This is a genomic window from Glutamicibacter sp. AOP5-A2-18 (assembly GCF_052446055.1).
Taxonomy (GTDB): Bacteria; Actinomycetota; Actinomycetes; order Actinomycetales; family Micrococcaceae; genus Glutamicibacter.
The window spans coordinates 1,482,717-1,496,767 of record NZ_JBQSVW010000001.1; the positions used below are offsets into that span (position 1 = coordinate 1,482,717).

A 14,051-nucleotide genomic window follows, 5' to 3' on the forward strand; every position below is an offset into this window, starting at 1 on the left:
GGTGGAGAGGACGGCTAAGCCGTAGTCTCCCTGATCCGTTCTGGGAGAAGGTTCTTGCATGGTCGACCAGCAACGCCGTGGATACTTCGCTTCGCATTACTGATGTTCGTGAGGCGAATATCGCTAGTACCCGTTCGATAGCTAAACGTCTAGGCATTGATTTTTCGCTGGATCCTTTGCTGGGCGTTTCCATTGTTTCAAAATCTGATTGGGCTCGGCTAGTCGACGGCTTCGCTGCAGTTGGACACAGAATCACCCGTTCTGATTCTGTTGCAGCTAGTGTCGGTGCCTTGCAGGTATGGTCCGTCCAAAGCTCCAATACTTCGGAAGGCAACACCCGCAAACTGCTATCTGGTGTTGGCGCTTTGTGGGCCGTCTATTCTGACGGTAAGTCCTATGCACCGGACATTCTCGACTTCACTTCCCCTATAGATGCCGTTTATACTTGGGTAGATTCTGCTGATCCAGAGTGGCAAACCTCGTATCGTGAATTCAAGCAGTCCGTCCCTGCAGGAGAAGCGCATCCCACCAGTCGTGATTTAGGCCGTTATACGTCGCGGGATGAACTCAAGTATTCTCTACGGTCCTTGGAAATGAACATGCCGTGGATCCGGAACATATATCTGGTTACAGCGGGGCAAGTTCCTTGCTGGCTGAATACCGAAAACACGAAAATCAAGCTTGTCAGCCATGCGGAGATCTTTGAATCTCCTGAAGAATGTCTCCCCACATTCAATTCGCATGCTATTGAAAGTCAGCTTGCGAATATCGAAGGTCTCTCAGAGCACTTCATCTACGTCAATGACGATATCTTCTTCGGACGACCAATGTCACCAAACGTGTTTTTCACCGGAAGTGGTTCGGTAAAGTATTCACTCGCCAAAGCCCACTACGCTGAGGCCGCGAACCCCCGTCTTGCGGTAAACCTTGCAGCTAAATTGAATGCTGGCTTGATTGAGACAAAATACGGGAAGACGACTTCACGGAAGTTTAAGCACGTTGCGCATCCGCAACTTCGCAGTATCCATAAACTCATTAGGGAATCTTTTCCCGAACAGGTGAGCGCGACGTCAAGACATAAGTTCAGGCACGTCGATGATATTTCGGTACCGTCGTCGCTAGCGCACTACGTCGCCGCCGCAGAGGGAGTTGGCGTACCGGCTAACATTAACTATTCGTACGTTGATTTAGGCGGCGAGCACTTGCCGATGATGCTCTATCGACTTGTTCGAGGCCGCGGGCGGCAAATGTTTTGTCTGAATGAAGTTGCTAGTGTCAGCGAGAAGGAAAAACGCGGTCAGTTGGCAAAGAGGGTGCTTGACTCGCTGTTCCCGTTTAAATCTTCATACGAGAAATGACGCGCTACATTCAGTTTTCGTCCAGTTCAGCATGACATGATTTTCGAAGCTTTCAGACGTCAAATAATCAAATACATGAGCAACCACAGGTCAGGAGGACCTGGACCTGTGATTTAGGCCTCGGCACCGAGGTGCTTTGCTCACTACCGCAGGAGAATACAAATGACCAAAACTGTTCTTACTTACGGCACTTTCGACCTCTTCCACGTCGGTCACCTCAATATCTTGAAGCGACTTAAGGCCAAGGGAGATCGCCTGATCGTCGGTGTTTCGACCGATGAATTCAACGCCATCAAGGGCAAGAAGCCAGTGGTTCCTTTTGAGCAGCGTCGCGAAATCGTGCAGGCTATTGAGTACGTTGACTTGGCTATTCCGGAAGAGAACTGGGAGCAGAAGCGCCTGGACATCGCCAAGTACGACGCAAAGGTCTTTGGAATCGGCGAGGACTGGAAGGGCAAGTTTGATGACCTCGGTGACGAGGTTGAAGTTGTCTACTTGCCACGTACCGATGGAATCTCAACCACTGAGCTAAAGCGCGTTCTGAGTGAATTCGACGAGCGTCACGTGGCTTCATTGAAGAGTACTCTGGATACATTGAGCCAGATCGTTAAAGAACTGAGCTAAACGTAGTTCTAACCACCGTATTGCTGAAGCCTTTTATTGAAAGATTCTATGTCTAGCTTGAATATCAAGAGCTCTATCAAGTCCCGCGTTAAAGTCGCACTACGCAAGGTTGGACGCCGGCCTGAGGGTAAGCGTCTGACTCGGGCCATGGGCTTTGTTAATAAGCCGGCTGGCGCCAATGTTGGTGTATCCAACGTGCCGTTGCCTGGTTCCGTTGCCGTGTACTTTGGCGACGGCGCAGACAAGATCTACCAGGTGAATCAGTGGTTGCCTGTGCTTGAAGAGTTGCATGAGAAAGAACAAGTTCTGTTGGTCTTCCGCACCCTCAGTGCTTTTAATGCAGCAAGTAAGGTGACGGATCTTCCTAAGATTTTTGTGCGCCGTTTCTCAGATCTTATGGACGCTTACGACGACAATGATCTCAAGCTGGTCATCTACGTAAACAACTCACGTAGTAACTTCCAGTCTTTGGATCATCCTCGTCTGGTCCATGTTCACGTTAACCACGGTGAGAGCGACAAGCTTTCGATGGTTTCAAACAAAGCCAAAGCTTATGACAAGGTCTTTGTTGCTGGCCCCGCAGCTATCAAGCGTCATGAGGCTATGCTGATTGACTTTGACTTCAACAAATTGCTGGTCACTGGACGCCCACAGCTGGACATTGACTTCAAACCTGAACTTGCACCAAGCGAAAAGTTTGACGTCATGTATGCGCCAACGTGGGAAGGTGAAAACGAGGACAATAATTACACCTCGTTGGACCAGTACGGTGTGGCAATTATTGAAGCTCTGCTGGAGAAGCCGGATTTGCGGATCATCTACAAGCCTCATCCTCGAGTGCAGTCAAGCAAGACTCCAGGCGTGGCTCAAGCGCACCGCCAGATCAAGGAACTGCTCCAGATTGCCATTGAAAAAGGCAACGAGCATGTGATCTCCGAGCAGGGAAATATCCTTGCTATGTTCGAGTCCACCGATGCCTTGATTACCGACGTATCCAGCGTTGGGTTGGATTACCTGTACCTGCATCCGGAAAAGCCTTTGGTGATTTCGGACCGTCGGAACAACCGTGAAAACCTGCATCGTGATGCGCCGATCGCTCAGGCTTGCCACGTTGTTGACAAGAAATCTTCTGAAGAACTTCCTGCGTTGCTAGAGGATGCATTGACTGAAGATAGTCACCGTGCACAGCGTCTAGAGATGCGTCAGTTCTACTTCGGTGACTTGCGCCGTGGTGATTCAACTAAGAAGTTCCAAGAGTTTGTGCAGGAACTGATTGTTGAGCGTGAAGCCAGCTTGGTTAATTTCCGCGGATGGCACAGCTAAATCTGAAATAGTCTTTCATCAACACCCCAAGTCTTCCTTCGGTTGACTTGGGGTGTTTTTGGTCCGCCACTAGTTTTGTCCGACGCGAGTCCAACACTCTCATCGCAATCGGGTAAATCACGAATAGATTAGGGCAGAATCGGTAGTTATGTGAGTACTCGTTGGTTGGTACTCAAGAGTAAGACCATGTTTGAAGGAAATAATCTGGTGGATGTAATTCGTACTCGTGTTGCTCTGGGGTTAGGGCGTCGTATTGAGCGCCTCGGACGCTACAAGATTGCCGCAATGTACTACGAGCGGACGTTGTCCACCGGGATTTCGCAATCATCTGAGATTCAATTCCGCTACGGATTCAGCTTATACAAGTGCAAGCAGTACACCAAGGCCATGCACCAAATTGAAGCGGCTATCGCTCGTCAGCCCCATCGATACGGTTGGATTCAAACACTTGCTCTAACCATGCAGCGTCTAAAGAAGTATGAGCGCGCCCTAGAGCTTTTTGAAGCGGCATGCCAGGGTGACCCGAGCAAGATGACGTGGCGTATCCGCTGGGCCCGTTGTGCCCGCGTGGCCAGAAAAGGTGACCTAGCATCATCGGTCCTCGATGGGCTGGTCTCAGATTTCCCGGATGATCCCAAGGCGTCTTCGGCGATCGCCACGTTCCTACTGAATAACAGCCAGCGCTGGCGTGAACTAGATGTTCGCGTGCAACATGAAAACCAGCATGCCGATGATCCGAAGTGGTTCTTCCTTACTGCGCAAGCCGCAACGTACATGTCCAGGTTCGAGCAGGCAGAAAAGTATTATCGTAAAGCCTTAGAACTTGATGATAGCCATGTGAATTATTGGTACGGCTTGGGACGTAGCCTCGAAGAACAAGGCAAGCAGGACGAAGCTGAGGTAGCGTATTCAAATGCTGTACTTCGCTCGCGTGATAAGACTGTTCAAAGTATTGGCATCGGCAAGATTCACGAACGTGAGGATGGCTGGAATAAGGCCTTAGATGCCTATGAAACTCAGCTTTCGCTCACTGAAGAAAACAATAATCTTTACCTTCTGAACTACCGGGCCGGCGAAGCGGCTACCCGTCTGTTTGAATTCCGCCAGGCAGCGGATTACTACCAGCGCGCGCAGAATTTAGCCGACACTGTTCAAGAACGAGTGCTTGCCGGCTACGCCCAAGGACGAGTTTTCTCTCGTGCAGGCGATTTTGAAGCCGCAGAACAAAGCTTTTCCCAGTTTGTTGACTTGTTGCCGGAGCAGAAGCACATTGAAAGTTCAGTTGCGCTCTTCCGTTATGCCCATAGCCTCCACCAGCTTGGCCGATTCGCTGAAGCAAGTGAACGTTATTTGCAGGCAGCTTCCGATTGGGGCTACCTCGGTACCTCGTTCAAGGGTTCCAAGGCAGCTGGCTTACGTGCCAATGAACATCGTCAACGCGCTGCCATCGCTGCGGCCACCGGTGACTGGTCAGTCGCTGCCCAGTCGTATTCCTCCGCACTGTGGCATGCATCCTCCACAGAACGTCAGTGGCAAGCTAGGGCCGGACAGGCCTATGCCAAGCTAGGCGAATTTGAGAAGGCGTGCCAGTACTTTGTTGGCATGATTCTGTTTACTGAGATCTCAGTAGCAGGACTAGGCGATGCGCTTAAGGGTGTGGGCCGTCGTCGTGGTGCTCTAGCCATTCATGCCCGCGAAGTTGAAGAGCTGGATGAGCACCTGGTGCTCTTCGAATCTTCACATGGCAAGAATGTTCACTGCCATCCGTACGCGATCTACCGCGGCATGCGTCAGGATCCTCGCTTCGCAAACTTCCGCTACGCCTGGGTGTACAACGAATACTCCGAGGTTCCAGCACAGCTGGCCAATGATCCTGATGTTGCAGTGATCAAGCAACATTCTGACAAATACATCCGGTTGCTGGGCACGGCAAAATATTTGATCAACAATGCCACGTTCCCAACGTACTTCGCGCGCCGTGAAGGCCAGCAGGTATTAAACACCTGGCACGGTACACCGCTGAAGTTCATGGGTAAGCTCGTGAAGGATGGAGTGGCGGAGCACCGTAACGTGCAGCGCAACTTCCTGCAGACCACACACATGATGGTCCCGAACGCCCACACGCTCAAGACCCTGAGCACGGACCACGATCTTGATGGCTTGTTCCCAGCCCAGGTTGCGCTGACCGGAAGCCCTCGAATTGACCAGATGGTCAATATGACCGTGCAGCGACGGAATGAAATCCTGACCGAATTGGGGATTGATCCTAATAACCATCAGAAGATTGTTCTGTTTGCTCCCACCTGGCGTGGCCAGCTCAAAGACCAGTCCTACGATGTCAGTGGCCTGGTCGAGGACCTAGCCACACTCGCCCAAGGGGAGCACCACATGCTCTTCCGCGCGCACCGATTTGCCGAGAAACTCATTGGTGACGCAGAACTGGACGCGACCGTAGTCCCTTCTTCAATTGACACCAATGAACTACTTGCTGCCATTGACGTATTGATCACCGATTACTCGTCGATCTTCTACGACTTCTTGCCAGCGAAAAAGCCAGTGATCTTCTATACCCCTGACTTTGAAGCCTATGAGGCAGAGCGTGGACTCTACTTTGAGCGCTCCACGTGGCCTGGAGAAGTGCTCGACTCAATCCAGGATGTAGCAACAGAACTGCAGCGCCAATTAGCCGGTGCTGATGCACTACTGCACCCGAATTTTGAGACGAATCTGGAAACCTTCGCTTCCATGGAAGACGGGCACGCTGTCCAACGTGTCATCGAGTTCTTCTTCTTTGCTGACCAGAGTCATGTTCTTACCCCTGCAATAGATGAACGCACAAAGCTACTGTTCTTCCAAGGACCGTTTAAGCCCAACGGTATTGCCACGGCGTTTACCAATCTCATTGGATCCTTGGACCCAGAAAAGTACCTTGTATCTGTTGCGGTAGACATGGGCGCGGTAAGCAAAAACGCAGACTCAATGGAGATCCTGTCTTCATTGCCTGAACACGTGAAGATCTTGCCGCGCGCTGGGGCAACGATCATGTCAGCGGAGGAACGTCACGTCTCTGATAGCTATCATGCACATCGTGGATTTGATTCGCCGGGTGCTGAGAATGTACACATGCAAACCATGACCCGAGAGATGCAACGCTCCTTTGGCGATGCCAAGTTTGACGCCGCCATCAACTTTGAAGGGTACTCTCGCTTCTGGGCCAGCCTTTTTGCTGCCGCTCGGAATAACGCAGAACGCAACTACATCTACCTGCACAACGACATGGTGGGCGAGTGGAAGCTTCGCTTCGGAACAATGCCAGGGTTGTTTGCTACCTACCGCCACTATGATCAATTGGTCTCGGTGACTCAAAGTGTGGGGGAGCAGAATGAAAAGGAACTCTCAACACTCTTCGGTATAGAGCCAGAGAAGTTCACCGTCTCTGAGAACCTCTTGGATCTAGAAAAGCCGATAGTTTGGTCAACTCTAGAAGAGCCAGTTCATGTATTTGATGGTGTTGGCCTGACAGTCTTCGCCAACATGGCACGCCTGTCACCTGAAAAGGGGCAGATGAAACTGCTTCAGGCTTTTGCGCAGGTTCATGAGCAGAACCCAGATACTCGTTTGTTGCTCATCGGTGATGGCCCACTGCGAAGTGACCTTGAAAATGAGATCAAGGCGCGAGGACTGACCGGACATGTAGTGGTGACTGGACTTCTTGCTAACCCATTCCCTACCTTGAAAACTGCGGATTGCTTCGTTTTCTCTTCAGACTATGAAGGTCAAGGGCTGGCCATGATCGAGGCAATGATGCTTGGAATGCCAGCTATATCAACTGACGTTGTGGGTTCGCGCAGTGTGCTTGAGGGTGGCTTCGGGTTACTCGTAGAGAATTCAGCGGACGGTTTGGCTGAAGGCATGATCAAGCACCTGAACGGGTTCCAGTCTGAAAAGACCTTTAATCCGGCAGAATATCAGGCAAGTGCGCTGAGCCAATTTGAACGGCTAGTCGAGCCAGTCAAGGTTTAGGGTACAGACGCAAATAGTGGAGTGCGAATTTCTTCGCACTCCACTATTTCGTTAACGTTCTTTTAGCTGGTGACCTTAGGCTGCCTTTTTTATCGGCAACTGTTGGGTCTGAACTTCGCCAACAACAAGCTTGAGTGACTCGGTAATGAAGCGATGCATGCTGGCTCCCGCCGTCACGTCACCAAAGTAGTAGTCAACAACTTCTCGGAAGCTGGCGTTCTCTTCAGCTAGAGCGGCACGAATCAGCGAGGCCGCATCGTGAGAAGCGTCAGCGCTGAGCGACGGTACCTTGGCCAATGCGGGCGAATCGGTAACCGTGGCTTCCTTAGATACTGGCTTGGTAACAAACATCGGCTTACCGGTGGCCAAGAAGTCATAGGCAACTGCGGAGATGTCGGTGATGCACAAATCTGATTCGGCCCATTGCCACCCCCAATGCGCGGTGTCGTCAAAGAGTAACCGAGCACTCGACGTTGCATTGGCTGCTGCGAGCTTGTGGCGAATCTTTTCCACCATTTGCCCGTAGGCTGCGGAATTCATTCCGGAGCGTGGGTGCGGACGGAAGATCAAGTTGAAGCCACCGTCTTTAACGAGGGCATCAACCAGTTGCTCGCCGTGCGAAACAACTGATCCATAATTCATTGACGGACGGTCACCCTCCCACGTTGGCGCGTAGAGCACCGTTGGCAGAGACGGGTTCAGCGAGTACGGGGCCAAGTAGGAAACGTCAATCTGAGGACGGCCGATCAGACGAGTTCGTTCTTGGGCATCATAGTTACGTAAGTGCAGTTCCAGGCGATCGCGGGCGGCCTGGCCAGCGGAGAAGACATAGTCATAGGCCTTCAGCTGGTTGGACCACATGTAGGCCTTTTCGCTTTCACCATGGCTGATGAAGACGTGGTTGGGTTCATTGAAGCGCATCATCTGGAAATTACGGATGTTCTGGTTTACGTAGAAGACCAGACGCAAATCTTGGGAATCAACTAAGCGCTCAACATCTTCAATGGTTGGCGCGTAGTGAACAGGCAGTGGGCATTCTTCACGTAAAGCTAAGGCAGAATCCGGGCGACGGGTGATGACAACAACTGGCAGGAATTCAGCCAGGCGTTTCATCGGTTCGTACCATTGGCGAATCTGATAGGCGTTGACCATCTCATCTGCGAAGTACAGGGCGACTTTATAACGGGCGTCACCAACAGGAGTGTGGAATAGCTCTGTGGCATGACGAGTGATGAACTGTCGTTGCTGCCTAGCAGCAAGGCGTTGGCCGGCATAGTTTGCCGCCCTGTTCAGGGTGTTGAACACCTTCATCTCAAATCCTTTTTGCCGCTAGTAACTGCCTGTTCTCATAAGCATAAGGTCAAGATCTAGCTGAGGACTGTTGACATGCCTTGAAACGCCTATGTACATAGGGAATTTTGAGCTTATGACCTAAATTTGCTCAGGTAATGTGCAAGGCGGTTTATAAATTGCGATAGTTGAGCCCTTCGCTTGGTTTGGCTGTGTAGTGTTCGGTCTTTTACTGGACACTGCGATAGGCTGTGGTGAGTGCAACACCAACATCCGGGTTCTTTGGCTGGTTTCAGTTTGGGAACTTGGGTCGCGGCAAGCTAAGATGAAATGTCGGACTATGTTTTAGTAGGAGTCATCATTAGCGAAAAGCGTTCTGATCGATCGTCACATGACGCACTCGATCGCAACTCGCCTCTGGTTTTTTCAACCAGGGATCTCGGCCGTTCGCCGGGCTCTATGGAGACTCTAAACGAGCAGGTTCCGGCACCCACTGATGTGGGAAATGCACTCATCGGTATTCGTGGAGGATCTGAGCTTGGCTTAGATCTTCGCCTTGAAGCCGTACATGAGGGAATTTTGGTATCGGGTACCGCTACAGCGCAAATTGCTGGGGAATGTGGACGATGCCTTGATCCTATCGAGTACGACTACGAGGCTGATATTCAAGAGCTCTTCTATTATGAAGAGAGCGAAGAATTCGAAGACGATGATGATGTGGATCAGTATTGGGTAGTCGGTGACTTGATTGACATCGATCCGGTATTGCGGAGCGCAGTGGTTACCGCCCTGCCGTTCCAGCCGGTTTGCCGGGAAGATTGCTTGGGGCTCTGCAACGAATGCGGAATCAACCTCAACGATGAACCTGAGCATCACCATGAGGTTCTTGATCCACGTTGGGCAGCGCTAGCGCAGCTGTCCGACAACGCCACAGAAGATGTGGCACAAAACAAAACGTTAGACTAGAGAGAAGAGAAGTAGTCGTGGCTGTTCCAAAGCGGAAGATGTCCCGTGCGAATACTCGTGCCCGCCGTTCTCAGTGGAAGGCTACCGCACCGAGCTTGGTTAAGACCGTTGAAAACGGTCGCGTAACCTACAGCCTGCCTCACCAGGCAAAGGTTGTGACTGACTCGGCTGGTACCGAATTGTTCCTTGAGTACAAGGGTCGCAAGGTCGCAGACGTCTAAGACATGTCTTCTAAAGAAGAACTAATGAAGCGTCTCGGAATCGATATTGATTCCGAGACGTTTCGTCTTGCATTTACCCATCGCTCCTATTCATACGAGAACGGTGGCATTCCAACGAACGAGCGCCTTGAATTCCTCGGCGACTCAATCCTTGGCTTCTGCGTAGCTGAATACTTGTACGCTACTTTCCCTGATCTGCCTGAAGGCGATCTAGCGAAACGTCGAGCTGCAATCGTCAGCACCCGCGCATTGGCCATCATTGCCCGTGACCTCCAAGTAGGCGAACACCTGCTTCTCGGACGTGGCGAAGCCCAATCCAACGGAGCAAACAAGTCCTCTATCCTGGCTGACACCATGGAAGCAATTTTGGGCGCAACGTACCTAGTGCAGGGGATGGACGCCGCGCGTGCATTTGTCCTGCGTTTTGTTACCCCGTTGCTTGAAGACCCTCGTCTGGTGGGTGCGACTACCGACTGGAAGACTGTCATCCAAGAAGTTGTTGCCTCGCAGAAAATGGGCGAACTTCGCTACGACGTTGCCGGTTCCGGGCCAGATCACGCCCGCACTTACGTAGCCACCTTGCGCATCGCTGAAAAGGGCTACGGCGAAGGCCACGGTCCATCCAAAAAAGAGGCCGAGCAAGAAGCTGCCCACCAAACGTGGCTGCAATTTAATCCTGGCGAGCAAGTTCCTAAGCGTTAGGTACTGCGCATGCCTGAACTTCCCGAAGTTGAAGTAGTCCGACGTGGGCTAGAGAAGTGGGTTCGCACCCGTACAGTTCAAACCGCTCAGGTGTTGGACCCACGTTCTGTCAGAAGACACCTTGATGGTGTTATCGACTTTGAGCAAACCTTGACCGGTTGCACCATTTCTTCTGTTGCCCGTAGAGGCAAATTTCTTTGGATGGGCCTTGACGGGCTTGCTACTCCTGCCGTCCTGATGGCACATCTGGGCATGAGCGGGCAGCTGCTGGTTGAGCAAACTGATGCACCCGACGAAAAACATCTTAAAGTCCGGCTAACGCTCAGTGATCACTTGGATTATCCCAGTGAGCTCAGATTCATAGATCAGCGCATCTTTGGTGGAATGTTTATCTCACCGCTCGTTCCAACTAGTGACGGTTTCCCTGGGGGAGACGGAAGCGACCAGGCCGCTATTCCGCTAGCCGCCGCGCACATCGCTAGAGACGTGCTAGATCCATACCGCAGTGCAGAAGACCTTTACGTATCCCTGCGCAAACGCAGTACAGACCTGAAGCGTGCCATCTTGGATCAGGGAGTCATCTCTGGTGTTGGCAACATCTACGCGGATGAAGCCCTCTGGTTGGCACAACTCTCTGGGCTGCGTAAAACTGCAACGATACGGCGCAACGAAGTTCAACGACTTAATGATGCTTTGAAAGACGTCATGACTCGCGCGCTCGCTGCCGGTGGGACTAGTTTTGATTCCTTGTACGTCAACGTAAATGGCGCTAGCGGTTACTTTGCGCGCTCACTGAACGCCTACGGCCGCGAGGGGAAAACATGCCTTCGGTGCGTCGAACAGGGCAGGGAATCATTGATTCGCCGTGACCCGTTTATGGGTCGCTCTTCGTATAGTTGCCCGGTCTGTCAGCCGCGGCCACGTGCTGCGCGGGGTCGGTAAACGCACTTCGCTGGTCTCGGGCTGAGAGCTTTCTTTGGCCTGTATAAGGCCGTGCGCTTCCGCGCCCAGTCAGATAATGATCAGGCTCAGGATAGTGCCGGAGATACACGTCGAATGCGCAGCCATTCCTCATGGTCCCGAATAGATCCGCCGGCCGCGCGGGCGTCGCCGGCTTCGGGTCGGCCACCTCGCTGCGTCGCAACCAGGGGACTCGCCGGTTTTGGCCAGTGGGCAGTCCCACCTGAGGTGATTCCACCTTCTCGCGGCAAGAAATCAAGAATTCTCGCACCTCTGACTTGTTACCCATGTCTATGTCGGTATAACGAAAACCGAGCTCAAGGGAGCCATTCTTTGTACCCCATGGACCTAGACCTGGTTCGATTCGTTGTGTAGGGGTACAAACAGGGACTGCCAGAGCGATGAACAAATCGCTAGGGTTAGTGACCACAGAGCCCACGAGAAAAGATGTCTGATGAGTATCCCTATTGTTTGCACCGCAAATGACCGTTTGGCTCGGCGCCGAGCGGTGACCTTGTTGTCGCCCCTGCTCAGCATCTGCCTCTTGACTGGGTGCTCTGCAGATGCCAAGCCAGCGGTAACCAGTCCTGAAGCCTCAGAAGCCTCAGAAGCCTCGGAAGCCTCGGAAATCTCGGCATTAACCACTGAGCTTGATGCGCCGTGGTCTATTGCTTTTCACGGTGAAACCACGTTGCTAAGTGAACGGGACTCCGGCAGGATACTTGAAATTGACGCCAACGGAAATCAAAGAGAAGCGGGCAATATTCGAGCAGTCTCCGGTGTCGGAGAAGGCGGGCTATTAGGAATTGCCGTTCACGAACGGTACCTCTATGCCTACTTCACTGCAGGTGAGGAAAACCGTATCGAACGCTTCACGCTCACAGGTGAGCCAGGGGCGCTGGAGTTAGGAGAGCCCCAGACGATTCTGGAAGGTGTCCCCTCGGCGAGTTACCACAACGGTGGACGGATAGCCTTTGGCCCCGATGGCATGCTCTACACGACAGTGGGGGATGCCGGGGATGGCTCGGCTGCGCAAGATAGAAACTCACTGTCCGGCAAAATTCTACGACTCACCCCTGAGGGCAAAATTCCTGAAGATAACCCCTTTGAAAACTCGCCCGTCTACAGCTACGGACATCGTAATCCGCAAGGGATTGTCTGGGACGCCAAGGGGATCCTCTATGCCTCTGAGTTCGGGCAGAATACCTGGGACGAACTGAACATTATTAAACCCGGCGGGAACTACGGTTGGCCAAAAGTTGAAGGAATCGCCTCGGATGATCAGTACATTGATCCGATACAGCAATGGGATCCATCCCAAGCAAGTCCCAGCGGCATGACTATTGCCGGGGATTCGATTTGGATAGCCAACCTTCGCGGTGAACTACTTCGGGAAGTTCCGCTTCAAGACACTTCAACGTCCATAGAGCATCTGGCAGACGAGTACGGCCGCTTGCGCGATGTTGCCACCGCACCGGACGGATCCCTACTGATCCTGACAAATAACACCGATGGGCGGGGAACTGCGAATAATGAAGATGATCGCCTACTGCGCATGGAGCTTGGCTGAGGGTTAGGCTAAGAGCCAACATCGCTTTCGCGCACTGGAGCTAATCAATGAAGACACTTCCCCTTGGTCGCACCGACATTCAGGTATCCACGATAATCGCCGGCATGATGCGAATCGCGGGGGACACCGATGAGCAGATCCGAAACTTGTACGACACTGCGCGCCAAGCGGGGATTAACTTTTTTGATCATGCAGATCTGTATGGCTTCAACCATCCAGGTGGTGGATACCACCACTGTGAGCGTCGCTTTGCTCAAGCGCTACAGCTAACTTCCTCACAGCGTGAAGAGATTATCTTGCAGACTAAAACCGGCATCTTGGTTAACCCATCCGGTTACGACCAATCTTATGAACATATTGTTGGCTCAGCAGAAGAATCTCTCAAAGCCTTGGATACCGACTATCTAGACGTTCTGATGCTGCACCGCCCCGACGCGCTAGTGGAACCAGAAGAAGTAGCCAGGGCATTTGATCATCTGCACGCTAGCGGAAAAGTGAAGGCCTTCGGCGTCTCCAACCACACAGCACGCCAGATTGACCTGCTGAAGACCGCGGTCACCCAACCGATCGTGGCCAACCAGGTACAACTGTCCATCACCCACGCCCCGATTATCACTCAGGGTCTGTCAACTAATATTGCCGGTCATGATGACTCGATCGCCCGAGATGGCGGTGCGCTCTTGGACTACTGCCGGATCAACAAGATCACGCTCCAAGCGTGGTCACCGTTCCAGAAAGGCATTTCAGACGGAGTCTTCCTAGGCTCCTCAGATTTCCAGGAGCTCAATGCAGAGCTGGATCGGCTAGCTGACGTTTATCAAGTGGATCCAATGGCTATCGCAGTGGCATGGATAACTCGGCATCCTGCTGGAATTCAGGTTGTTTTGGGTAGTACCAAACCACAGCGCATCCTGGATGCAGCCAAAGGTTCAGATGTTGAGTTGACCCGCAGCGATTGGTACACCCTATATAAAGCTGCCGGGCACAACCTGCCTTAAGCACCTCATTTGAAGA

Annotated in this window: 11 protein-coding genes; 10 read left to right on the forward strand and 1 reads right to left on the reverse strand. The window is 52.2% G+C overall.

The genetic code is table 11. The features are described from left to right. Positions 1-77: 77 nt before the first annotated feature. The 4 genes from ACT3RW_RS07005 to ACT3RW_RS07020 all read left to right on the forward strand — a co-directional run bounded on the left by ACT3RW_RS07005 (position 78) and on the right by ACT3RW_RS07020 (position 7,328). Entirely contained in the window at positions 78-1,358 is a 1,281-nt protein-coding gene (locus tag ACT3RW_RS07005; RefSeq protein ID WP_444613274.1) for a stealth conserved region 3 domain-containing protein, read from the forward strand. Between the two features lie 162 nt (positions 1,359-1,520). Beyond that, entirely contained in the window at positions 1,521-1,982 is a 462-nt protein-coding gene (locus tag ACT3RW_RS07010) for an adenylyltransferase/cytidyltransferase family protein (protein ID WP_444613275.1), read from the forward strand. A gap of 48 nt (positions 1,983-2,030) precedes the next feature. Then, positions 2,031-3,305: a CDP-glycerol glycerophosphotransferase family protein gene (locus ACT3RW_RS07015; RefSeq protein ID WP_131088044.1), complete on the forward strand. Its 1,275-nt coding sequence runs from the start codon at positions 2,031-2,033 to the stop codon at positions 3,303-3,305. A 150-nt stretch (positions 3,306-3,455) separates the two neighbouring features. Then, positions 3,456-7,328, forward strand: coding sequence for a CDP-glycerol glycerophosphotransferase family protein (locus tag ACT3RW_RS07020; protein WP_444613276.1), 3,873 nt, complete (start codon positions 3,456-3,458; stop codon positions 7,326-7,328). A gap of 75 nt (positions 7,329-7,403) precedes the next feature. Here the strand turns inward: ACT3RW_RS07020 and ACT3RW_RS07025 are convergent, their stop codons facing one another. Further along, on the reverse strand, positions 7,404-8,639 hold the full coding sequence (locus ACT3RW_RS07025; RefSeq protein ID WP_444613277.1) for a CDP-glycerol glycerophosphotransferase family protein: 1,236 nt from the start codon (positions 8,637-8,639) through the stop codon (positions 7,404-7,406). Positions 8,640-9,035: 396 nt separating this feature from the next. On the opposite strand from ACT3RW_RS07025, the gene ACT3RW_RS07030 reads away from it, so the two are divergent. The 6 genes from ACT3RW_RS07030 to ACT3RW_RS07055 all read left to right on the forward strand — a co-directional run bounded on the left by ACT3RW_RS07030 (position 9,036) and on the right by ACT3RW_RS07055 (position 14,035). After that, positions 9,036-9,584, forward strand: coding sequence for a YceD family protein (locus tag ACT3RW_RS07030; protein ID WP_444614624.1), 549 nt, complete (start codon positions 9,036-9,038; stop codon positions 9,582-9,584). Between the two features lie 17 nt (positions 9,585-9,601). Continuing rightward, complete coding sequence (rpmF, locus tag ACT3RW_RS07035) at positions 9,602-9,805, forward strand: 50S ribosomal protein L32 (RefSeq protein WP_060701450.1); 204 nt, start codon at positions 9,602-9,604, stop codon at positions 9,803-9,805. A 24-nt stretch (positions 9,806-9,829) separates the two neighbouring features. Beyond that, positions 9,830-10,507: a ribonuclease III gene (gene rnc, locus ACT3RW_RS07040; RefSeq protein ID WP_444613278.1), complete on the forward strand. Its 678-nt coding sequence runs from the start codon at positions 9,830-9,832 to the stop codon at positions 10,505-10,507. 9 nt (positions 10,508-10,516) lie between these two features. Beyond that, complete coding sequence (mutM, locus tag ACT3RW_RS07045; RefSeq protein WP_131088048.1) at positions 10,517-11,449, forward strand: bifunctional DNA-formamidopyrimidine glycosylase/DNA-(apurinic or apyrimidinic site) lyase; 933 nt, start codon at positions 10,517-10,519, stop codon at positions 11,447-11,449. A gap of 472 nt (positions 11,450-11,921) precedes the next feature. After that, a complete protein-coding gene (locus tag ACT3RW_RS07050; RefSeq protein ID WP_444613279.1) occupies positions 11,922-13,037 on the forward strand; it encodes a PQQ-dependent sugar dehydrogenase in 1,116 nt (371 codons plus the stop codon). A gap of 47 nt (positions 13,038-13,084) precedes the next feature. Further along, positions 13,085-14,035 (forward strand): aldo/keto reductase, encoded by a 951-nt coding sequence (locus ACT3RW_RS07055; RefSeq protein ID WP_444613280.1) that lies wholly within the window; start codon positions 13,085-13,087, stop codon positions 14,033-14,035. The last annotated feature ends 16 nt before the right edge of the window (positions 14,036-14,051 follow it).